18 protein-coding genes are annotated in these 22,344 nt (G+C 46.1%); 14 read left to right on the top strand and 4 right to left on the bottom strand.

The features are described from left to right. Positions 1–157: 157 nt before the first annotated feature. The 3 genes from B5F87_RS09660 (at position 158) to B5F87_RS09650 (ending at position 4,980) form a co-directional block, all read left to right on the top strand. Complete coding sequence (locus B5F87_RS09660) at positions 158–1,252, top strand: helix-turn-helix transcriptional regulator (protein WP_158097009.1); 1,095 nt, start codon at positions 158–160, stop codon at positions 1,250–1,252. Continuing rightward, a complete protein-coding gene (locus B5F87_RS09655) occupies positions 1,222–3,090 on the top strand; it encodes a sigma 54-interacting transcriptional regulator (RefSeq protein WP_087280400.1) in 1,869 nt (622 codons plus the stop codon). The genes B5F87_RS09660 and B5F87_RS09655 overlap by 31 nt, the downstream gene beginning before the upstream one ends. A gap of 345 nt (positions 3,091–3,435) precedes the next feature. Further along, positions 3,436–4,980 (top strand): 4-hydroxyphenylacetate 3-hydroxylase N-terminal domain-containing protein, encoded by a 1,545-nt coding sequence (locus B5F87_RS09650; RefSeq protein WP_087280397.1) that lies wholly within the window; start codon positions 3,436–3,438, stop codon positions 4,978–4,980. Between the two features lie 136 nt (positions 4,981–5,116). On the opposite strand, the gene B5F87_RS09645 is transcribed toward B5F87_RS09650, so the two are convergent. From B5F87_RS09645 to gdhA, 3 genes are all read right to left on the bottom strand, one after another. Then, the gene (locus B5F87_RS09645) at positions 5,117–6,001 is read right to left on the bottom strand and encodes a hypothetical protein (protein WP_087280393.1); all 885 of its coding nucleotides are present in this window, start codon (positions 5,999–6,001) and stop codon (positions 5,117–5,119) included. 127 nt (positions 6,002–6,128) lie between these two features. After that, entirely contained in the window at positions 6,129–6,599 is a 471-nt protein-coding gene (locus tag B5F87_RS09640) for an Lrp/AsnC family transcriptional regulator (protein WP_087280390.1), read from the bottom strand. A 206-nt stretch (positions 6,600–6,805) separates the two neighbouring features. Then, positions 6,806–8,140: an NADP-specific glutamate dehydrogenase gene (gene gdhA / locus B5F87_RS09635; RefSeq protein WP_087280387.1), complete on the bottom strand. Its 1,335-nt coding sequence runs from the start codon at positions 8,138–8,140 to the stop codon at positions 6,806–6,808. 533 nt (positions 8,141–8,673) lie between these two features. Here gdhA and B5F87_RS09630 point away from each other — a divergent pair. From B5F87_RS09630 to B5F87_RS09620, 3 genes are read left to right on the top strand one after another with little or no spacing between them, the layout of a single operon-like run. After that, positions 8,674–9,627 (top strand): ABC transporter ATP-binding protein, encoded by a 954-nt coding sequence (locus tag B5F87_RS09630; protein ID WP_087280385.1) that lies wholly within the window; start codon positions 8,674–8,676, stop codon positions 9,625–9,627. Then, entirely contained in the window at positions 9,624–10,490 is an 867-nt protein-coding gene (locus B5F87_RS09625; protein WP_087280382.1) for an ABC transporter permease, read from the top strand. Before B5F87_RS09630 ends, B5F87_RS09625 begins: the two co-directional genes overlap by 4 nt. A 12-nt stretch (positions 10,491–10,502) precedes the next feature. Next, positions 10,503–12,011 carry a GldG family protein gene (locus tag B5F87_RS09620; RefSeq protein WP_087280378.1) on the top strand — a complete coding sequence of 503 codons (1,509 nt, stop codon included), beginning with the start codon at positions 10,503–10,505 and terminating at the stop codon, positions 12,009–12,011. On the opposite strand, the gene B5F87_RS09615 is transcribed toward B5F87_RS09620, so the two are convergent. Then, complete coding sequence (locus B5F87_RS09615; RefSeq protein ID WP_087280375.1) at positions 12,008–12,826, bottom strand: histidinol-phosphatase HisJ family protein; 819 nt, start codon at positions 12,824–12,826, stop codon at positions 12,008–12,010. The genes B5F87_RS09620 and B5F87_RS09615 overlap by 4 nt on opposite strands. 247 nt (positions 12,827–13,073) lie before the next feature. Between B5F87_RS09615 and gap the strand changes: the two genes are divergently transcribed. From gap to B5F87_RS09575, 8 genes are all read left to right on the top strand, one after another. Next, entirely contained in the window at positions 13,074–14,090 is a 1,017-nt protein-coding gene (gene gap, locus B5F87_RS09610; RefSeq protein WP_087280372.1) for a type I glyceraldehyde-3-phosphate dehydrogenase, read from the top strand. A 105-nt stretch (positions 14,091–14,195) separates the two neighbouring features. Next, positions 14,196–15,386: a phosphoglycerate kinase gene (locus B5F87_RS09605; protein WP_087280369.1), complete on the top strand. Its 1,191-nt coding sequence runs from the start codon at positions 14,196–14,198 to the stop codon at positions 15,384–15,386. Between the two features lie 28 nt (positions 15,387–15,414). Continuing rightward, the gene (gene tpiA, locus B5F87_RS09600) at positions 15,415–16,167 is read left to right on the top strand and encodes a triose-phosphate isomerase (protein ID WP_087280478.1); all 753 of its coding nucleotides are present in this window, start codon (positions 15,415–15,417) and stop codon (positions 16,165–16,167) included. A 168-nt stretch (positions 16,168–16,335) separates the two neighbouring features. Further along, positions 16,336–17,880 (top strand): 2,3-bisphosphoglycerate-independent phosphoglycerate mutase, encoded by a 1,545-nt coding sequence (gpmI, locus tag B5F87_RS09595; RefSeq protein WP_087280366.1) that lies wholly within the window; start codon positions 16,336–16,338, stop codon positions 17,878–17,880. A gap of 142 nt (positions 17,881–18,022) precedes the next feature. Continuing rightward, entirely contained in the window at positions 18,023–18,892 is an 870-nt protein-coding gene (locus B5F87_RS09590; protein ID WP_087280363.1) for a methionyl aminopeptidase, read from the top strand. 30 nt (positions 18,893–18,922) lie between these two features. Further along, positions 18,923–19,792 (top strand): exonuclease domain-containing protein, encoded by an 870-nt coding sequence (locus B5F87_RS09585; protein WP_087280360.1) that lies wholly within the window; start codon positions 18,923–18,925, stop codon positions 19,790–19,792. 190 nt (positions 19,793–19,982) lie between these two features. Further along, positions 19,983–21,218, top strand: a complete 1,236-nt coding sequence (locus tag B5F87_RS09580) for an ABC transporter substrate-binding protein (RefSeq protein WP_087280357.1) — start codon at positions 19,983–19,985, stop codon at positions 21,216–21,218. 239 nt (positions 21,219–21,457) lie between these two features. Further along, a complete protein-coding gene (locus tag B5F87_RS09575) occupies positions 21,458–22,339 on the top strand; it encodes a branched-chain amino acid ABC transporter permease (RefSeq protein WP_087280354.1) in 882 nt (293 codons plus the stop codon). The last annotated feature ends 5 nt before the right edge of the window (positions 22,340–22,344 follow it).

Raw genomic sequence — 22,344 nt, 5'->3', positions numbered from 1 at the left:
CCGTAAATTAATAACCATTCAATTGTCTGTATCTTCTCTGTTCTGTATAATAAAAATGACAAAGCTGCTATGGTGGAATGTCAGAATGGTCTTCATCGATGAAAGAAGCCGGATCTTGCAAAATATGATGAAAATACAGATCAACAGGAGAAAGACAATGAAAATAAATGAAATCATACGGGAAAAAAGGCTGGCTGAGGGGTTTACGCAGGAACAGATGGCGTCGTATCTGGGAGTGTCTGCCCCCGCGGTCAATAAATGGGAAAAAGGCGTTTCGTATCCGGATATCACTCTGCTGCCTGCATTGGCAAGGCTGCTTAAAACGGACGTAAATACCCTTTTATCGTTTCAGGAAGATTTGAGTGATCAGGAGATTGCGGATTTTTTGGGAAGCGTTTATACTGTAGCTATGGAGCAGGGAATGCCTCAGGCGTTTGCGAGTCTGAATGAGAAAATCCGGGAATATCCTTCCTGTGAGAAACTGGTGCTTAACGGAGCGCTGACACTGGAAGGACTGGTCGCGATGACTGTCAGGGAAGGAGAAGGGGAGTTGTTCCGGGCAGAGATTGAGCGCTTGTATGAGAGAGCGGCAGAGGGCAGCGATGTGCCGGTCAGCCAGCACGCAAAGGCTATGCTGGTTTCCAGGTATATGGCGAGAAAAGAATATGCGGAAGCGGAACGGCTGCTTGAAGAGCTGCCTTCAGAGAACATGTTTGATAAAAACAGTCTGAAATCCAGCCTTTATCTGGCGGAAGGGAAAACGGCGGAAGCGGCGCAGATTCTGGAGAGAATGATTATCAATGATATAAGCAGTGTGGTTGCTTGTCTGCTTTCTCTGATAGAGGTCGCCATGAAGGAAAAGCGGGAAGACGATGTGGGAAAGCTGGCGCAGACGGCAAAGGACACGATTCGGCTCTATGATTTGTGGGAATACGAGGAGTACGCTATTGACTTTCAACTGGCCTTGGTTCGGGAGGATGCGGCTTTGTGTCTGTCCAGTCTGGAAAAAATGTTTCATGCCATGCAGAAAGTGGACGATATTCCTTTGCTGCAGGGTTCGTTTTTATACCGGCATTTGCCGGTGAAAGAGAGTCCGGGCAAGGATAAAATGACAGTGGGCGAAATGATGATGAATAATCTGCTGAAAGAGATGGGGCGTAATGATAATGGAGAATATGATTTTCTCCGTGCAGACGGCAGATTTCAGGAATTTCTTTCCCGGTGGAAAACAGAACAGGCAGCGGAAGTCTGAGCGAACAGAGCCAGCCGGCAGGACCGGAGAACAGGCAGTCGCTGGTTGCGGGGAGGGCAGTCATGGTGGAGATAAAGAATAATATGCGCGGGATCTGTGAAAATACTATGCGAAAAGAAGATTATGAGTCGGTGCTGGACACTATCTTCTGCAGCATTTTGCTTTTTGACGAAGAAGCAAAGTTGGTTCATTTTAACAGAGGAGCCTGTCTGATGTTTGAGGATATGGGGTGGAATCTGGCTGAAAAAATTGGTACAGATTTTGAAGAATTTACCGGTGTTCTCAGGAGAGAGGTGGACTATATGCGAGGAAGCGGCCGTTATCGGGTGGAGATTCATAACCGCTTTATTGTGTGCAATGTACAGCCGTGGATAACGGGAGACAGAAGAAGGGGGACAATCCTGATTCTCCATGAGTCGCTGCAGTCCAGCTGCATCATGCAGGAGCTGGATGTGACCAGCGGTCTTTTGCAGGAAATCAATATTTTTGTGGAATCTTCCCATGACGGTTTTCTTGTGACCGACAGCCGGGGGAATGTAGTCCGGGTCAATGCGGCCTGGGAGAAGGTGTTTGGGATCAGCAGAAGTCATGTGATTGGCAAAAATGTATCGCAGCTCATAGAGGAGGGCGTTTATTCAGAGTCTGCTGTTTTGAAGGTGATCAAAACCAAAAATGTGGCAACGGTCATGCTGAAAAAAGAAAGGAAAAAAATCATTGCCACGGGAGCGCCTGTGTTTGACGCTAACGGGACTTTTACTTCCGTGGTGGTAAATGTGCGGGATATCACGGAGCTCAATAACCTTCAGAGTAATCTGGAGCAGCAGCGCCTGGTGGCGGAAGGTTTTGTGAGAGAGCTTGCCTTTATGCACAGCAGAACGCCTCTTATCGCGCACAGCAAGGAAATGAAAAATATCATGGATACGATAAAAACGCTGTCGCAGGTAAATTCTACGGTTCTTGTAACAGGCGAATCCGGTACGGGAAAGGAAGTCATAGTCAATCAGATCCATCAGGCCAGCAGCCGCCGGAAGAAACCTTTTATCAAGATTAACTGCGGTGCGATTCCGGCTGCGCTTTTTGAATCAGAACTGTTTGGCTATGAGGAAGGGGCTTTTACCGGGGCGCGAAGAAAAGGAAAGGCAGGATTTTTTGAGCTTGCCAATGGAGGAACACTCTTCCTTGATGAGATCGGAGAACTGGATCTGGCGCTTCAGGTAAAGCTGCTGCGGGTGATTCAGGAGGGAGAAGTGACAAGGATTGGCGGGACGAGAACGATTCATGTGGATGTGAGAATCATTGCCGCCACCAACCGGGATCTGTGGCAGCAGGTTCAGGAAGGAACATTTCGGCAGGATTTATTTTATCGTCTGAACGTCATCAACATTGAAGTGCCGCCTCTGCGAAGCCGGAGAGAAGATATTATTCCGCTTGCAGTTCGTTTTCTCGAAAATTTCAATAAAAAATACGAGAAAAAGAAAGAAATATCCGCGGAGCTTGGTAAATTATTTCTGGAGATGGAGTGGCCGGGAAATATCCGCGAACTGGAGAACCTGATTGAGAGTATGGTCGTTCTGACACAGGGTACGGTGATGGAACCGAAGGATCTGCCTATCCGGTACAAAAATTCTTTCGGGAATGAGAGTGTGGCGCAGGTGTCAGTAACGGGTATTCTTCCATTAAAGGAGGCAGTGGCATTGACTGAAAAGCAATTGCTGGAAAATGCCAGGGAGAAATATGTGACGACCAGAGAAATGGCAAAGGTTCTGCAGGTGAATCAGTCGACTGTTTCACGCAAACTGGAAAAGTTGATGGGAACAAAGAAAAAAGAATATTTTTAGAGAGAATAATTTTTGAATTTTTCCGGATATGCCGAAAAGACACATTTTTGATGCGCTACCGCATATTTCTATGCGTTTTTGCATAATAAGGAGAGGAAGGGATGCGGTCTTATTTTCCTGCAGATTGTTTTGGTGATGCAAAAATACATCAAAAAAGATGTCTGATTGTCTGAAAAAAGTAAATACCGATGTATTTGAAGCCCTGTGTCAGTTGGCACAGGGTTTGCTTTATTATAATATATGAAGATATTTTTGTTTTAAGCCAGAGACAGCTTATAAGTCAATACGATATCCCGGAAGGGAGGAGGATGGAAGGGCTGTCGGAAAAGAAAAGGGGGGTTTATTATGGCAATTATGACGAAAGAACAATTTCAGGACAGCATTCGTGCCAGAGAACCGATGAACGTCTGGTTTCTGGGAGAAAAGATTGAAGACTTGACAACCTTCCCGGTATTATCGGCAAGTTTTAATGCCGTTTCCAAAGTTTATGAATTACATAATCACCCGGATTGGGAAGATTTACTTACGGTGGAATCGGATTTAAACGGAGAAAAGGTAAGTATCTATAACGCGCCGCTGCGTTCTCCGGAAGATGCCAACCGGAAAACCCGCGCTGCGCGTGCTCTGGCGGAGGTCATAGGGTGTTGTACACATCGCTGTACCGGTTCGGAAGCTTTTGCCGGCCTGGGACCGTGTACCTATGATATGGATCAGGATCTGGGAACCGATTATTTTAAACGTTTTACGAATTTTATTGATTATGTACAGAAAAATGATCTGAGCTGTACGGTGACGGTGACCGACGTGAAGGGGCTGCGTACTCTGCCGCCGCATAAACAGCCGAACCGGGATAATTACATTCATATCGATGAGATTCGGGAAGACGGAATTATTATCAGCGGATTTAAGTGTAATCAGACTGGAATTTTGTTTGCACATGAGATTATTATTATACCGACCACAAACATGAAGCCGGAAGATGAAGATTTTGCTCTTGCCTGTGCGATTCCGGCAGACGCTCCAAATATCACCTACGTTCTGGGAAGAACGCCGCAGGATAAGAGATTCTTTGAGGTAGGAGGAGATATCGAAGGAATTGATCTGGGCAAAAAGTATGCGGATCACCAGGCACTGGTTTATTTTGATAAGGTATTCGTACCAAAAGAGCGGGTGTTCATGTGCGGAGAAACAAAATATGTGGGAAGAATGCTCAGTTATTTTACAGCGGTGCATCGTCTGACTGCCGGCGGATGTAAAGCTGGCGGATGTTCTGCATTGTGCGGTGCGGCCAGCCTCATTACGGAGATGGTCGGTGTGCAAAAGGCGGGGCATATCCGGACAAAACTGACGGAGATGGCCATGACGGCGGAGACTGTTTACGCGCTTTCGCTGGCTTCCGGCGTGGAAGGATTCAAACATCCGAGCGGTTACTGGATTCCAAACCCTCTTCTGTCCCATACCTGCAAATATACTTGTACGAAAATGCCGTTTGAGGCAGTGCGCTATGCCAGAGATATCATAGCCGGATTCGGCGAGACGGCCCCATCAGAAATCGATATGCGTTCTGAGGCTGTCGGTAAGCTGTGCCAGGATGCGTTTAATCCGGGAAATCCGGATTATGATGCTTTTGATCGGCTACGCGCGGTACGATTTGTGGAACATATGGTGAGGGGTTCCAACTGGACGGCCATGGCACTGCACGGAGGCGGTAATCAGGAAGCGTCCACGGTGATGGCGAGAGCTTATACGGACTGGAAGCATCTGCAGGATATTGCCAGGGCGGCCACAGGTATTGTGAAAGATGAAGAAAAGTGCGAAGAAATCATTAGTGATATCGGTAAGAGAGAGGGACGCATCTGTACCACACTGGATTTGCCGAAGGAACAGTAGAGAATGAGAAGAGGAAGGCAGAGAAAAAGTAGAGAAGCATAAAATGATATAATACTAAAAGATAATAAAATAGAGACCGGGCGGCGCTGGAAATTCTCGCAGCGCCGCCCGGTTTTTGTGGCTGACAATTTGTTTTTTACGTGTCCTTTTTCTCCGTTACTTCTGAGGAAGAGGAGGAGAGAGCGGAAGATTTTTCTTCTGCTTCTGCCTGTGCCAGAAAGTCGGCGTTTTTTTCTTTCAGACGTGGGATAAAAAGTCTGGCAAAACGTCCTTTTCCCCGGGTTTTTACGTAAAAGAATCCGATCACGGAGAAAATGACAGCGCCGATAAAGTTGACCAGCAGGTCGTTCATGGTGTCTATAAGCCCGATATCCAGATAACCGCCCAGTCCGAGGCTCTTTCCGTTGACAACCACATCCCGGATGTTATCCACCGGGATGGGAATGTTGCTTCTGGTCGGATCCAGCAGCACGGATTGGAAAGAATGAATGACGGTATCTTTCTGCATGTCCAGGGAGAAAAAACAGTCCATGGCAAACTCAAAAAACTCCCAGATGACTCCGATGGTCATGGAAAAGCAGAAGGCCACGATGGCGAGGAAAACCGGTGAGAGCTGAAAGGAAAACCGTTCGCTCCTGTTCAGGATATCCACCAGGGCAAACCCGATGGCTGCCATCAAAAATCCATTCAGAGTGTGAAGAACCGTATCCCAGAACGGAAAGATCAGATAATAAGAGTGAATCTCGCCCAGAATCTCTGCGGCAAAAATAAAAATCAGAATTGTGATTTCCAGAGCGGTGGGAAGCTCGATCTTCAGATTGATCTGTATCAGGCTCGGAGCGATGAGAAGCGCCAGAGTCAGAAGACAGAGAAACACATTCTCATAATTCCTGTTTAAAAATTGAAGGATCATGACCACAATAACCAGTGCGCGCAGAATGATGTAGACCATAAAAGAGCTTTTATGTTCACGGAGTTCTCTATGTATGGCTTTTCCCATTATTCGAATCTTTTTTTTCATAGTATCTCCTTAATGCCTTTTTATCTATCGTTGCTACCCGCTTATTATAGCGGCAGAAAACATAGAAGGCAAGAAAAATGATTGAAAAATGGAAACAGCCATAAAAAGAGAGGGATTGTCGTTTTGCTTATTGGTTTTGTGCGGTTTCTTCTTCCTCCTCTTCCTGCGGCAGATGAATGCCTCTCGGGGGAACTGCCGTGGAAAAAACAATCTGGGTCTGGGTGTTGCCGTACTGCTGCAGGTGACCGATGAAGGTATCAAGTTCCATGGTACTTGGAAACGCCACCTTCAGCATGATGGAATAGAGCCCTGTGACGCAGTTGCATTCCAGGACATTGGGGCAGGCTGTAACATAAGGATAGAATTCGTCCTTTTGTTTCGGATCCAGTGTCAGATTGATAAATGCAGTGATGTGATAACCCAGGGCCACCGGATCAACCGTTGCATGGTAGCCGGTGATAATGCCGTTCTTTTCCAGGCGTTCGATGCGCGTGGAGACGGCGGGAGAAGATAAAAAGACTTTCTGAGCCAGGTATTTCAAGGGATACCGGGCGTTTTCCTGTAACAGCGATATGATTTTTCTGTCTATTTTGTCCATATGATCAACCTCCGGATAAAACTGTGTTATGCTGAAACTATGTAAATGATGCATATTAAGAAGAATTTTTTCGTAGAAGCCCGTGTTTCTATGAAAAAAAGGAGTATCCCAAACAGGGACACTCCTTTGCGTCGATGCTATTATATAGTACCCGGCCGTATTTGGCAAGTACTTTTGTAAATAAAATTACGTACGGAGAACGGATATTAGCAGACGCCCTGTGCCAGCATAGCGTTTACAACTTTCTCAAAACCGGCGATGTTAGCGCCAGCCACATAGTTGCCTTCCATATCGTAACGTTTTGCTGCGTCAGAAATGTTATGGTAGATATTTACCATGATACCCTGTAATTTGCTGTCAACATCCTCGAAGCTCCAGCTTAATCTCTCGCTGTTCTGGGACATTTCCAGTGCGGATACAGCAACGCCGCCGGCGTTGGAAGCCTTTCCAGGAACGAAATAAATACCGTTGTCCTGAAGATATTTGGTTGCGTCTAAAGTAGTAGGCATGTTGGCGCCTTCTGCAACGGCGATACAGCCGTTGGCTGCCAGCTGTTTGGCGTCTTCCAGATGAAGTTCATTCTGTGTTGCGCATGGAAGAGCGACATCACATTTTACCTGCCATACGCCGCGGCCTTCATGATATTCGCTGTTTGGACGATAGTTCTTGTATTCGGTCAGGCGGGCACGGTTCACTTCTTTGATCTCTTTTAATGCGGCAACATCAATGCCTTCCGGATCATATACCCATCCTGTGGAATCAGAGCATGTTACAACTTTTGCGCCTAACTGCTGTGCTTTTTCGATGGCGTAGATGGCAACATTGCCGGCGCCGGAAACGCAGACGGTCTTACCTGCTAAATCCATGCCATGGTCTTTTAATAACTCTTCTGTAATGTATACAAGGCCGTAACCGGTTGCCTCTGTTCTTGCGAGAGAACCGCCGAAAGTAAGACCTTTACCGGTCAGGACGCCTTCGTAACGTGTGGTCAGCCGTTTGTACTGTCCGAACAGATAACCGATCTCTCTTCCGCCTACACCGATGTCGCCGGCCGGTACGTCGCAGTCAGGACCGATATGTTTGTGGAGCTCTGTCATGAAGCTCTGGCAGAATGCCATAACTTCACGGTCAGATTTACCCTTCGGGTCAAAATCAGAACCGCCCTTGCCGCCGCCGATCGGAAGACCGGTCAGGGAGTTTTTGAAGATCTGCTCAAAGCCCAGGAATTTGATAATACCCTGGTTTACGGAAGGATGGAAACGTAAGCCTCCCTTGTAAGGTCCGATAGCGCTGTTGAACTGTACGCGGACACCCATGTTCACCTGTACATTTCCTTTATCATCAACCCAAGGAACACGGAACTTGATCATTCTTTCCGGTTCAGTCAGTCTTTCCAGAATGGCTTCTTTTTTGTAGAATTCTTCATTGGCTTCAATGACCGGACGAAGAGATTCGAATACTTCTGTGACAGCCTGGTGGAATTCCGGCTCACTTGGATTTTTTGTGATTACTTTTGCGAGAACGTCATCAACGTAAGACATAAATTAATCCTCCTTAAAAATGCATCATTGCTTTTTTATTTCTTCAACGCTCCCTATTATACTATATTGCTTTCTCATAATCAATAAAAAGAATGGCAAAAACTACATTTTTCTTAAAAAAAATTTCATAACATGACGGAAAAACTCGCATTTTTAAGAAGAAAGTGAGAAAAAATGATGGTTTCCAATTCATTTCCTTCAAAAAATTAACTGAAAATATAGGAAACCCATAAGAAAAAAAGGCGTGGACGCCGGAAAATGTATCAGAACGGCGCATAAAAATTAAAAAAAGAAAGTGAAAGTGCATAAAAATGTATACGAGAAATAAAATTGACAGCCTGTTGTAAGGAAATCGTGAAAAAAATGTGAAAAGGCCATATTGTTCACAAAATTATCTTAAATGTTGCATAGTATGTACGAAGCAAAATCATCGCAGGCTGCGGCAAAACTCACGATGGGGCAAAACTCACGATGGAATGGCATAAGCAGAGTCGGCGCCGGAAGCACTGCGTAAAAAATAATGGAGGATGATTATGATTGAAGTAACAAATCTGGTAAAAGATTATGGAAATCATCACGCCGTAAAGGGAATCAGTTTTACGGTGGGAGAAGGACAGATTGTCGGACTTCTCGGACCCAATGGCGCTGGTAAATCCACGACCATGAACATCATGACCGGATACATTTCGTCCACAGCCGGAAAGGTGAAGATCGGGGAGTATGATATGTTTGAGCAGCCGCTGAAGGCAAAGAAGCTCATCGGTTATCTGCCGGAGATGCCGCCGATCTATGAAGAGATGACGGTAGAAGAATATTTGAATTTCGTGTGCAGTTTAAAAGGCATACGCAAAAAGAAGGACAGAATGGAGAACATTGCAGAGGTGGAAGAAGCGGTCAGGATCACGGATGTAAAGGGACGTCTCATTAAAAACCTGTCAAAAGGATATAAACAGAGGGTGGGACTGGCTCAGGCGCTCATTGGTAATCCTCCGCTTCTGATTCTTGATGAGCCTACGGTGGGACTCGACCCGAATCAGATTATTGAAATCCGTGCCCTCATCAAAAAACTGGGAGAAAAACATACGATCATATTGAGTTCGCATATCTTGTCGGAGGTCAACGCCATCTGCGATTATGTGCTGATCATTGACAAAGGTCTTCTCGTGGCGGAAGATACGCCGGAAAATCTGTCGGAGCATTTTGCGGATAAAAACCGGATCCTTCTGTCTGTCAAAGGAGAAAAAGAATTGATCGAACAGGCTCTGGAGGAGTCAGAATATATTGCTTCGTATACTGTTACCGGAGAAAATGAAGGCGTTCTGGATGTGACGGCGGAAACCAGTGTAAAAGAAGATGTAAGAGACGCGCTCTTTTTTGAATTTGCAGATAAAAAGCTGCCGATAGTCAAGATGGAGACGGAGACCTTAAGTCTTGAAGAAGTGTTCCTGAAATTGACCGGCAAGGAAGGAGAGGAAGAAGAATCATGAGAGCAATCTATATAAAAGAAATGAAATCATATTTCCATTCATTATCCGCCTATCTGTTCCTGGCGCTGTTTCTCGCCATTTCCGGCGTATATTTCTCCGTGATATGCATGTCGTACGGATATACGGATTATGCGGCGAACATTTATTCAAATATAACTATTATCTTTATCATTATTGTGCCGATACTTACCATGCGCCTCATGGCGGAGGAACGTAAACAGAAGACGGATCAGTTGTTGCTCACCAGTCCGGTCAGGGTAACAGGGATCATACTCGGAAAGTATCTGGCTGTGCTTACACTCCTTCTTGGAGCTGTGGTTATCACATTTTTGCAGGCTGCTGTCCTCAGCATGTACGGGGATGTGAACTGGCTGACAGTGCTGACAGGAGGGCTGGGATATTTTCTGGTGGGAGCCAGCCTTCTTGCCATCGGGCTGTTCATTTCCTCTATCACGGAAAGTCAGATGATCGCGGCAGGAATTTCTTTTGGCGTAGTGCTTCTTTGTATGCTGCTGCCGAATCTTTCGGACATCGTGCCGGGCAGAGCCAGATATACGTATATAGTATGCGGAATAGTCATTGTTCTGCTGGCCTGGTTTTTCTATGAGGAGACAAAAAGCTGGAAGGCGGGAGTGATCACCATGGTTCTCGGCGCGGCGGTTCTTGGGCTTTTCGCCTGGCGGACTCCGGAATTATTTGATAACGGCCTGTCAAAAATCATTGACTGGTTTTCCATTATGGACCGGTTTAATGATTTTTGCTCTGGTATCTTAAACGCCTCTTCGATCATATATTACCTGTCGTTTATTGCGGTATTCATTTTTCTGTCCATCCAGACGATTGAAAAACGCAGATGGAATTAGGAGGAGCAGCACATGAATAAGAAGTTTTGGAAAAAAGAGAAAAAAGGAAAACTGTTCAGCGGCCGGCAGATTTTTAAAAACCGGCATTTTAAGAAGGGACTGTTTTCTGCGGTGGCCGTGGTGCTGGTGCTTATTATCGCCGTGGGAGCCAATGCGCTGATCACATGGAAGGATTTCAGCATTGATGTGACATCTAACCAGATTTATTCTCTGTCTGATCAGACCAAAAGTATTGTGAAAGCGCTTGATCAGGAAGTGACGTTCTATGTTATCAATTCAGAATCCGATGTCAACGGCGCTTACAAAAAGATTTTTAATGAGTATAAAAAATTATCTTCTAATATAAAGATTGAGTACAGAGATCCGGAACTTTATCCGAATTTCACTCAGGATTATGTGGAAGATACCGAGGAAGTCAGCAATGACAGCGTGATCGTAGTCTGCGGAGATAAAAACCGGTACATTTCTTCCGATGATTTTATCACCTATAGCTATGACAGCGGGTATTCGTATTCCGCCAGTGAGCTTCAGGTAGAAAAACTGCTGACAGAAGCTATTAATTATGTTATTTCTGATGAAACGCCGGTAGTCTACACCCTGAGCGGCCATTCGGAACAGGATCTTTCCTCCGATGTGATAAGCAGCTTTGAGGGAGACAACTATGCGGTTGAGACGCTGAATCTTCTTTCAGCAGGCTCTGTGCCGGAAGACTGCGAGATTCTTCTTATTAACGGCGCGCAGACTGACATTACGGAAGATGAGAAGAATCAGATCAAGACCTATATGGATAACGGCGGGAAAATGTATGTGTTTCTTGACGCCAGCGTGGAAGATCTTCCACAGCTTTATTCTCTGCTGGAAGAATACAACATCGGTGTGGAACCGGGCGTAGTGGTTGAAACAGACGCCAACATGTACACCCAGTATCCGATTTACCTTCTGCCGGAGATTCAGGATTCTGACGTGACGGAGGCACAGTATGACAGTAATATTTATATTCTTGCCCCGAGCGCCAAAGGACTTACGGATCTGTCAGCGGATGATGCGGAAGAGGAAACCAGCGAGGATACCAGTGAGGAAACCAGCGAAGAAACCAGTGAGGATACGACTTATACCGTAACTTCCCTGCTGACTACCAGCGATGGTGCGTACTCCAAAGTGGATACCAACAGCTCCACCATTGAAAAAGAAGAAGGTGACATCGACGGGCCGTTCTCCATCGCCATGGCAGTTTCCGATGATAACGGCGGCAGGCTCATTGTGACCGGCTGCAGCAACATGCTGGAAACATCCATTGATTATGCAGTAGGCGGAGCCAACACAGATTTTGTGTTAAATGGTGTGAATTATCTCAGTCAGCAGGAAAGTAAAATCTCCATACGAGCCAAAGATCTGTCCACTGACACAGCCATTGTTCCGGCTTTCAGCCAGAAAGTAACGCTTGTTGGCTGCGTATTTGTTCTGCCGTTGCTGCTGCTGGCAGCAGGCATTGTGATGGCAGTGCGCAGAAGAAGACTTTAATTTATCGGAATAAATTCCGGCTGCTGTTCCCGGTACAGGGCGTAATACCGGAATCCTGCCTCGGACAAAATCTCTGGCAGCCGGTCAAAAGCGTAGGCCATGTCTTCCGGGCGGTGGGCATCGCTGCCGATAGTGATGATCTCGCCTCCGAGATCGCGGTAGCGCTTTAAGATCTCCATGTGAGGATTCGGCCACGGCAGCCCCTTCTTCAGGCCGGCGGTATTTACCTCAAGCCCTTTTCCGTTGTGGATAAGATAGCGGAGGATCTCATCCAGGATATCCGCGTAATCCCCATAATGAAATTCCGGACGTGGTTCAGGGATATAGCGGCTGATATAATCCAGATGGCCGGCGGTCTGGAAGAACGGGTATACTTTCAGATTGTCCAGCGTGCTTTCAAAATACCGGCGCAAGCCTTCTTCCGGCGTGTGCGTTTCAAAAAAGACCGCATCATAAGGATCGACGCCGTCCACCAGATGGCAGGAGTTGATGATGAAATCAAAGCGGCCGCCTATTTTGCTGTAAAAATTAATGAGAGCCGGACCCGCGTGTTTTTGTACGCCGAGCTCGATGCCGTGGAGCAGTTCGATCTGCGATGCATATTTTTCTTTCAGCCGGAGAAACATAGTATAGTAGGCTCCGAAATCCAGCTGAAAGTCCAGGCCGTCCTCGGTAACGGGAAAATCATAATCATAGTGTTCTGTGAAGCAGAGGGTGCGCAGACCGAGGGAAATGCCCTGTAACACCATGTCTTCCATGGAAGCCTCGGAATCTGAGGAAAAAAAACTGTGCAAATGTGTGTCGCTTATCAGCATTAAGATACTCCTTTCATGGATATTATTTATGAATAATATTGGATTTGCCGGTTACTATATAATAATAGCATAAAATCAGTGATAATATTTTTCTTTTTTTTATGCAAATTTTTACTTGAAAAAATACCATAAATTAGGTAAAATAGTTAAGGATTTGACATAGTGAGTCAATTCTTTTATAGGATGTGGACAAGAAGTCCATATTCCTGGATTTTTAACAATTTCTAAAAACTTAGGAGGAATTATCATGGCAGTAAAAGTAGCAATTAACGGTTTTGGTCGTATTGGTCGTCTTGCTTTCAGACAGATGTTTGGAGCAGAAGGTTACGAAGTAGTAGCTATCAATGACTTAACAAGTCCTGAGATGCTTGCTCACCTGTTAAAATACGATTCTTCACAGGGAAGATACGAATTAGCTGACAAGGTTTCCTACGGAGAAGACTCCATCACAGTTGACGGACAGGAAATCAAAATCTACAAATTCCCGGATGCAAATGATTGCCCATGGGGAGAGATCGGTGTTGACGTTGTATTAGAGTGCTCCGGTTTCTACACAAGCAAAGCAAAAGCTCAGGCTCATATCAATGCCGGCGCTAAAAAGGTTGTTATCTCCGCTCCAGCTGGAAATGACCTTCCTACAGTTGTTTACAACACAAATCACGAGACACTGAAAGCTGACGATACTATCATTTCCGCAGCTTCCTGTACAACAAACTGTCTTGCACCTATGGCAGACGCTTTAAATAAATACGCTCCTATCCAGAGTGGTATCATGTGTACAATCCACGCTTACACAGGCGACCAGATGACACTTGACGGACCACAGAGAAAAGGCGATAAGAGACGTTCCCGTGCAGCAGCAGTGAACATCGTTCCTAACAGCACTGGTGCAGCAAAAGCAATCGGACTGGTTATCCCAGAGTTAAATGGTAAATTAATCGGTTCCGCTCAGCGTGTTCCTACTCCTACAGGATCCACAACAATCCTGACAGCAGTTGTTAAAGGAACAGACGTAACAGTAGAAGGCATCAACGCAGCTATGAAAGCAGCAGCTAATGAGTCCTTCGGTTACAACGAAGACGAAATCGTTTCCTCCGATATCGTAGGAATGAGATACGGTTCCTTATTCGATGCTACTCAGACAATGGTTTGCAAGATCTCTGATGATTTATACGAAGTACAGGTTGTTTCATGGTATGACAATGAGAACAGCTACACATCTCAGATGGTTCGTACAATCAAATACTTTGCTGAATTAGCATAATTTAAGACGATCATAATTGATTATATAAGATCCAGACATGGGTCCGGTCTGTTGGACCGGGCCCTGTTTGTTTTCAATATTGTTTAACGAGAGGAGATTACACCCATGCTGAATAAAAAATCAGTTGATGATATCAATGTAAAAGGTTTAAGAGTTCTGGTTCGCTGTGACTTCAACGTACCTCTGCAGGATGGAAAGATCACAGATGAAAACCGTCTGGTTGCTGCATTGCCAACCATCAAAAAGTTAATTGCTGACGGCGGCAAAGTGATTCTTTGCTCCCATCTGGGCAAACCGAAGGGAGAGCCGAAACCGGAATTATCCCTTGCTCCTGTAGCTGTACGTTTATCCGAGCTTCTGGGACAGGAAGTGAAGTTTGCTGCTGATCCGGAAGTTGTCGGACCAAACGCAAAAGCAGCAGTGGAAGCAATGAACGACGGAGACGTTGTATTATTAGAGAATACCCGTTATCGTGCAGAAGAGACCAAGAATGAAGATGCTTTCTCCAAAGATCTGGCTTCTCTCTGCGACGTATTTGTAAACGATGCTTTTGGTACCGCTCACAGAGCGCACTGCTCCAACGTCGGTGTTACCAAATATGTTGATACGGCTGTTGTCGGATACTTAATGCAGAAAGAGATCGATTTCCTCGGCAATGCAGTAAATAATCCGGAAAGACCTTTTGTTGCCATCCTGGGCGGAGCAAAAGTTTCCTCCAAGATTTCCGTTATCAACAACCTTCTTGATAAGGTTGACACTCTGATCATCGGCGGCGGCATGGCTTATACATTTGCAAAAGCACAGGGCAAAGAAGTTGGTAAGTCCTTACTGGAGGCTGATTATCTTGATTACGCCAACGATATGATCAAGAAAGCAGCAGACAAAGGTGTGAACTTATTACTGCCGGTTGACACCGTTGTGGCAAAAGATTTCAGTAATGATGCCCCAAGCCGCGTGGTTGAGGGAAGCATGGACGCAGATGAAATGGGTATGGATATCGGACCTAAGACAAGAGAGATTTTTGCAGATGCAGTGAAATCTGCGAAAACTGTCGTATGGAACGGACCGATGGGCGTATTCGAGATGCCGAACTTTGCAAAGGGAACTATCGCAGTGGCGGAAGCGCTGGCTGATATCAATGCTGTTACCATTATCGGCGGAGGAGATTCCGCGGCAGCTGTTAACCAGCTTGGATTTGGCGACAAGATGACACATATCTCCACAGGCGGCGGCGCTTCTCTGGAATTCCTGGAGGGCAAAGAGCTTCCTGGTGTTGCGGCAGCAAACGATAAATAATTGTATTCGAAATAAGAAAAGAGGAAATATTATGCGTAAAAAAATTATTGCCGGTAACTGGAAAATGAACAAAACTCCTAGCGAGGCAGTTGAGCTTGTCAATATGTTAAAACCGCTCTGCGCCAATGACGACGTAGATGTTGTGTTCTGTGTACCGGCCATCGATATTATCCCGGCGGTAGAAGCTGCCAAAGATTCCAATATTGCAATCGGCGCAGAAAACATGTATTATGAAGAAAGCGGCGCATATACGGGCGAGATTTCCCCGGCTATGCTGGTTGACGCCGGAGTGAAATATGTAGTTCTCGGACATTCCGAGAGAAGAGAATACTTCGGAGAGACCAATCAGGATGTAAATAAGAAAGTATTAAAGGCTTTCGAGCATGGTATCACTCCGATCATGTGCTGCGGCGAGTCTCTGGAACAGAGAGAACAGGGCGTTACCGTTGACTTTGTACGTCAGCAGGTAAAAGAAGGCTTCTATGGTGTTACCGCTGATCAGGCAAAGACAGCCGTAATCGCTTACGAGCCAATCTGGGCCATCGGCACAGGCAAGACAGCTACCACAGAACAGGCACAGGAAGTCTGCGCTGCAATCCGTGCATGCATCGCTGAGATTTACGATGATGCCACAGCAGCAGCAATCCGTATCCAGTACGGCGGAAGCGTAAATGGCAACACAGCTCCGGAATTATTTGCACAGGCAGATATTGACGGCGGTCTGGTTGGCGGAGCTTCTCTGAAAGCTGATTTTGGTAAAATTGTAAATTATAATAAATAATTGATGTTTTGGGGGCTGTTGCATGGATATCCGGGGAAGTTTTTCCCGGATACTGGCGGCAGCCCTGATTTTTGCGCTTTGTGCGGCTGCCGGAAAGAAATGTACAAAATATGCGAGGACAGCTGCCCCGCCAGCGCAGAACAATTTTATTTTACAGGAGATTTTGATATGAGTAAAAAACCAACAGTGTTAATGATTTTAGACGGATTCGGCTTAAATGATAATCCGAAAGGAAATGCGGTTTATGAGGCAAAGACTCCAAATATCGACCGCATTATGGAACAGTATCCTTTTGTAAAGGGGAATGCCAGCGGTCTTGCCGTTGGTCTTCCGGATGGACAGATGGGTAACTCCGAGGTAGGACATCTGAACATGGGCGCCGGAAGAATCGTTTACCAGGAGCTCACAAGAATCACTAAATCCATCGAGGATGGAGATTTCTTTGAGAATGAAGCGTTCCTTGCCGCAGTGGAAAACTGCAAGAAGAACAATTCCACTCTGCATCTTTACGGATTGTTATCCGACGGCGGCGTACACAGCCACAATACCCATCTTTACGGCCTGCTGGAGCTGGCTAAGAGACAGGGACTCACTGATGTGTGCGTACACTGCTTTATGGACGGACGAGATACCGCCCCTACATCCGGTAAAGGTTTCGTGGAAGAACTGGTAGCAAAAATGGAAGAGATTGGCGTCGGCCAGATCGCATCCATCGAGGGACGTTACTATGTCATGGACAGAGATACCCGCTGGGAGCGTGTGGAGAAAGCTTATGAAGCTCTCGTATACGGTGAAGGCGTGAAAGCTTCGGATCCGGTACAGGCTATGGCAGATTCTTATGCCGGCGATGTGACAGATGAATTTATTCTTCCGACCGTTATTGAAAAAGACGGAAAACCGGTGGGAACTCTGAAAGAGAACGACTCCGTAATCTTCTTTAATTTCCGTCCTGACCGTGCGAGAGAGATTACCCGTGCTCTCTGTGATCCGGAATTTAACGGATTTGAGAGAAAGAACGGTTACTTCCCGATGACTTACGTATGCTTCACAGAATATGACGCAACTATCCCGAACAAGATCATCGCTTTCCACAAAGTGGAAATTACCAATACTTTTGGTGAATTCCTGGCAGCCAATGGATTAAAACAGCTTCGTCTTGCAGAGACAGAGAAATACGCCCATGTAACATTCTTCTTCAACGGAGGAATCGAGGTGCCGAACGAGGGTGAAGACAGAATCCTTGTAAAATCCCCTTCTGTTGCCACCTACGATCTTCAGCCGGAGATGAGTGCGCCGGAAGTTGGTGAAAAACTGGTGGACGCCATCCGCTCACAGAAATATGATGTGATCATCATCAACTTCGCCAACCCGGATATGGTCGGACATACCGGCGTGGAAGCAGCTGCCATCAAAGCGGTGGAAACAGTGGATACCTGTGTTGGCAATGCGGTAAAAGCCATCGAAGATGTTGATGGACAGATGTTCATCTGCGCGGATCATGGTAACTGCGAACAGCTTATAGATTATGAAACAGGCGCGCCGTTTACTGCACATACCACCAATCCGGTGCCGTTTATCCTCGTAAATTATGACAAGGATTATACCTTGAGAGAGGGCGGCTGTCTGGCAGACATTGCTCCAACGCTCATCGAGATGATGGGAATGAAGCAGCCGGAAGAAATGACTGGAAAGTCCCTGCTTATCAGGAAGTAATAACCGCAAAAGTTTTTTACAGGCCCCGGATAAACGTCCGGGGCTTCTTTCTTGGGAAAAAACAAAGGTTCCCTATTGGCACAAAAGGTGCTATAATGCATAAGAATGTGCATAAGCAATTGCAGCCAGGAGGTATGAAAAGTTGAAAATTGGAAGAAATGATAAATGCTGGTGCGGCAGCGGCAGAAAATACAAATCCTGTCACATGTCGTTTGACAACAGGATCAAAGATTTTCAGAATCGCGGATATGAAGTGCCGAATCATCAGATGATAAAGACGCCGGAACAGATAGAAGGAATCCGCGAAGCAGGCAAGAGAAATACGATGGTGCTTGATTATATCACTCCTTTTGTGAAGGAGGGTGTCACCACGGAGGAACTTGACAGAAGGATAGAGGAATACACCCGGAAGATGGGTTGCATACCGGCGTGCCTTCACTATCAGGGCTACCCGAAGAGCGTCTGCATCTCTGTGGACGATGTGGTATGCCATGGAATTCCAAGCGAAAACCAGGTGTTAAAAAGCGGCGATATCGTCAATGTGGACTGTACCACTATCTATAACGGATATTTCGGGGACGCTTCCCGGATGTTCTGCATTGGGGATGTCTCTGAGGAGAAGAAAAAACTGGTGCGGGTGACCAAGGAATGTCTGGATTTGGCTCTTGCGGCCGTTCGTCCGTGGGGAACCATGGGAGACATGGGCTACGTGTGCAACAAACATGCCGAAGAAAACGGGTACACTATCGTGAGAGAGATTGGCGGACACGGCTGCGGCGTGCATTTCCATGAGGATCCGTGGATCAATCACATCGGCACTCCGGACTCGGGGCTTCTCTTTGTGCCGGGTATGACATTTACGATCGAGCCGATGGTCAATATGGGACAGCCAGACGTATATCAGGACGAAGAGGATGGCTGGACGATCTACACACAGGACGGCAAACCTTCTGCACAGTGGGAATATACCATTCTTGTGACAGGAGACGGGACAGAGATTCTTTCTTATTAAAGTGGACAGAAACGGAAAAGAGGTGATGGAGTGAATAGAAACAACACTGCAAAAAAGAAGTTTTACTATGCATTTTTTGACGCGGAATATACCTGTTTTATGGAGAAAGACACCTTTTTTGACAGAGAACACAGTGGAGAATTATTGTCAGTGGGGCTGGTTATCTGCGATAAAAGCTTTAATCTCGTACGAACCTATTATTCACCGATCCATCCGATTTATAATACGAAGCTGACCGGTTACTGTAAGGAACTGACGGGTCTTACTCAGAAAGAAATAGATGACGCGCCGTCTTACGAGGCAGTTTTTCAGGAAATGTACCTTCTGTTTCAGGAATACCCGGTGAAAGAGATTTTTACCTGGGGAAATGATGCTCATACTATACGTCACGATATGGAAAAGAACCACCGGTTTGTGGCAAAGAAATTTCGTAAAATTGCAGGATTACTGCAGGATATCACCAAGAGACTGACCCGGCGCATATATGGAAAGGGAATGGTTCTGAGCCTTTCTGATATGAAGTACATCTGCGGCATGAGCCACCATACTGCGCATAATGCTCTGGAGGATGCGAAAGATCTGTACCGTATCACCAGATGCTGCGCGCAGGGGAAGTTTGACAGGGAGAGAGCCGGCAGGCTGGAGGAGTACATCCACAGAAGAGATGCCTACCACCAGTACAAACGGTTTAGAAAGCCGCTTTCGTTTACCGTGGATGTCGGGGAGCGACAGCCGTCCGCAAGAAACCTGCGGGAAGCTTCCATGCAATATATCGGTGTCCTGAAGAGCTGCTGCATGCAGGAGGACGGCACGGTTCCACCGGAAATTCTGGCGCTGTGCGATGATTTACGAAGTCTCGTAGGGATAGAGAATCAGGACTGTCCAAAGCTGGAAGAATAATTTTTTGAAGGAAAATCTTTTCTTTCATTCAAAATAACCATTCAAAACTAACAATTTACAAGAGAAAAATTGTTGCTTTTGCAATAAGAATGTAGTAAAATCGTAAAGAAGAAGAAAGGCGTTCTTATAGGATGACTGAAGGATGCCTTTTTTCATTATTTTTTAATATTCTTGAAGGAGGAAGAAAGAAATGAAAAAGTTAGTGACAGCAGCTCTGGTTCTCGCCATGACGGTGGGATGTCTTGCAGGCTGCAGCGGCGGTTCAGGAACTTCCGAAGAAAAGAATGCCAACGCATTTTATATCGGTGGAATCGGACCGACAACAGGTGCGGCAGCGATTTATGGTAATGCGGCAAAGAACGGTGCGCAGATCGCCATCGATGAGATCAATGAAGCAGGCGGAATCAACGGCGCGCAGATTGAATACCGGTTTGAAGACGACCAGAATGACGCTGAGAAGTCGGTAAACGCTTACAATACCTTAAAGGACTGGGGTATGCAGATTCTTTACGGAACAGTTACAACAGCGCCTTGTATCGCAGTGGCAGATATGACAGCGCAGGACAATATGCTCCAGATTACTCCATCCGCATCTTCTACAGATGTTATTGAAAATAAAACTAACGTATTCCAGGTTTGTTTTACTGACCCTAACCAGGGTACTGCATCTGCACAGTATATTGACGAGCATAATCTTGCTACAAAGATCGGTATCATCTATGACAGCTCCGATCCATATTCCTCAGGAATCGAAGAGAACTTCGTAAAAGAAGCAGAGAGCAGAGGACTGCAGGTTGTGTCAGAAGAAGCGTTTACTGCTGATTCCAAGACAGATTTCCAGACACAGCTTCAGAAGGCACAGGACGCAGGCGCAGACCTGATTTTCCTTCCGATTTATTATCAGGAAGCTTCCATTATCTTACAGCAGGCAAGCAACATGGGCTATGCTCCGACATTCTTCGGCGTGGACGGCATGGACGGTATCCTGACTGTAGAGAACTTTGACACATCTCTTGCTGAGGGAGTTATGCTTCTGACACCTTTCGCGGCAGACGCACAGGATGACGCTACTGTAAGCTTTGTTACCAAATACGAAGAGCAGTACGGCGAGACTCCGAACCAGTTTGCGGCAGACGGCTATGATGCGATTTATGCGATCAAGGCTGCTCTTGAACAGGCTGGAGCAACACCGGATATGAGCGCTTCCGATATCTGCGACGCCATGAAGACAGCAATGACTCAGATCAACGTACAGGGTCTGACCGGTGATGAAGGCGGACTGAAATGGTCTGAGACCGGTGAGGTTAACAAATCCCCTAAAGCTGTTGTGATCGAGAACGGCGTGTACGTAGGTATGGATTCTGAGGAAGAGGCAGCTGCCGGAACAGAAGCTGCACCGGAAGCAGATACAGCCGCACAGGAATAAGAGCGGACAATCCTCATGAAAATCAGGCTCCATGTTCGTGAACTGTTTGGGAAAAACAGCTTCGCAATTATATGATAAGAGCCCATAGAAGGGCTGCTTTTTGGCAGCCCTTCTTTCCTTGAGTTTACACACAGATACAGAAATGTGAGTATTTCGAAAAATATAATTTAATGAAAATTATATTTTTCGGAATGCTTATGCAAAAGTACAAGTTTAAGAAAGAAAAAAGAGGTGGAAAGATGAGTTTTATATCCTATTTATTGAATGGCATCAGTCTTGGAAGCGTTTATGCCATCATCGCTCTTGGATATACGATGGTGTACGGTATCGCCAAAATGCTGAATTTTGCGCATGGCGATGTCATTATGATTGGATGTTACATCGTGTTTACCATGATGACAACAATGGGATTGAATCCAATCGTCAGTATTTTGGCAGCAATTGTGGGATGCACAGTCCTCGGTGTTGTTATTGAAAAGATTGCGTACAAACCGTTAAGAAAGGCTTCTCCGCTGGCGGTTTTGATTACGGCAATTGGTGTCAGCTACTTCCTGCAGAACCTGGCGCTGATCATTTTCGGCGCGGACACCAAGTCCTTTACATCAGTAGTGAACATGGAGCCTCTGCGTCTGGCGGGCGGCAAGCTTGTGATCTCCGGTGTGACGATTGTGACAGTCATTGCCTGTATTGTGATCGTACTGGCGCTCATGACATTTATTAAGAAGACAAAAGCGGGACAGGCTATGCTGGCTGTTTCTGAAGATAAAGATGCGGCGCAGTTGATGGGCGTTAATGTGAATAAAACGATTTCTCTTACTTTTGCCATCGGTTCGGGATTGGCTGCCATCGCGGGCGTATTGTTATGTTCTGCGTATCCGACTCTGTCTCCGTATACTGGTTCCATGCCTGGCATCAAAGCGTTTACCGCAGCGGTTTTTGGCGGAATTGGTTCGGTTCCGGGCGCATTCATCGGCGGAATTCTTCTGGGAGTTATTGAGATTCTGGGAAGAGCATATGTATCTTCACAGTTGTCAGACGCCATTGTGTTCGCTGTATTAATTCTGGTTCTTCTGATTAAACCGACCGGAATTCTTGGCAAGCCAATTCATGAGAAAGTGTAGGTGCA

This window comes from Eubacterium sp. An3, assembly GCF_002159465.1.
GTDB lineage: Bacteria > Bacillota > Clostridia > Lachnospirales > Lachnospiraceae > Anaerobutyricum > Anaerobutyricum stercoris.
The sequence above is the reverse complement of the archived record's forward strand: the minus strand, read 5'-3'. Positions and strand labels throughout refer to the sequence as shown.

What these genes read in the sequence shown, in the direction of transcription:
- gdhA (WP_087280387.1), bottom strand. Translation starts at nt 8,140, where the DNA reads ATGTCTTACGTTGATGACGTTCTCGCAAAAGTAATCACAAAAAATCCA.
- B5F87_RS09615 (WP_087280375.1), bottom strand. Translation starts at nt 12,826, where the DNA reads ATGCTGATAAGCGACACACATTTGCACAGTTTTTTTTCCTCAGATTCC.
- B5F87_RS09580 (WP_087280357.1), top strand. Translation starts at nt 19,983, where the DNA reads ATGAAAAAGTTAGTGACAGCAGCTCTGGTTCTCGCCATGACGGTGGGA.
- B5F87_RS09605 (WP_087280369.1), top strand. Translation starts at nt 14,196, where the DNA reads ATGCTGAATAAAAAATCAGTTGATGATATCAATGTAAAAGGTTTAAGA.
- B5F87_RS09640 (WP_087280390.1), bottom strand. Translation starts at nt 6,599, where the DNA reads ATGGACAAAATAGACAGAAAAATCATATCGCTGTTACAGGAAAACGCC.
- gpmI (WP_087280366.1), top strand. Translation starts at nt 16,336, where the DNA reads ATGAGTAAAAAACCAACAGTGTTAATGATTTTAGACGGATTCGGCTTA.
- B5F87_RS09660 (WP_158097009.1), top strand. Translation starts at nt 158, where the DNA reads ATGAAAATAAATGAAATCATACGGGAAAAAAGGCTGGCTGAGGGGTTT.
- B5F87_RS09650 (WP_087280397.1), top strand. Translation starts at nt 3,436, where the DNA reads ATGGCAATTATGACGAAAGAACAATTTCAGGACAGCATTCGTGCCAGA.
- B5F87_RS09575 (WP_087280354.1), top strand. Translation starts at nt 21,458, where the DNA reads ATGAGTTTTATATCCTATTTATTGAATGGCATCAGTCTTGGAAGCGTT.
- gap (WP_087280372.1), top strand. Translation starts at nt 13,074, where the DNA reads ATGGCAGTAAAAGTAGCAATTAACGGTTTTGGTCGTATTGGTCGTCTT.
- B5F87_RS09630 (WP_087280385.1), top strand. Translation starts at nt 8,674, where the DNA reads ATGATTGAAGTAACAAATCTGGTAAAAGATTATGGAAATCATCACGCC.
- B5F87_RS09625 (WP_087280382.1), top strand. Translation starts at nt 9,624, where the DNA reads ATGAGAGCAATCTATATAAAAGAAATGAAATCATATTTCCATTCATTA.
- B5F87_RS09620 (WP_087280378.1), top strand. Translation starts at nt 10,503, where the DNA reads ATGAATAAGAAGTTTTGGAAAAAAGAGAAAAAAGGAAAACTGTTCAGC.
- B5F87_RS09645 (WP_087280393.1), bottom strand. Translation starts at nt 6,001, where the DNA reads ATGAAAAAAAAGATTCGAATAATGGGAAAAGCCATACATAGAGAACTC.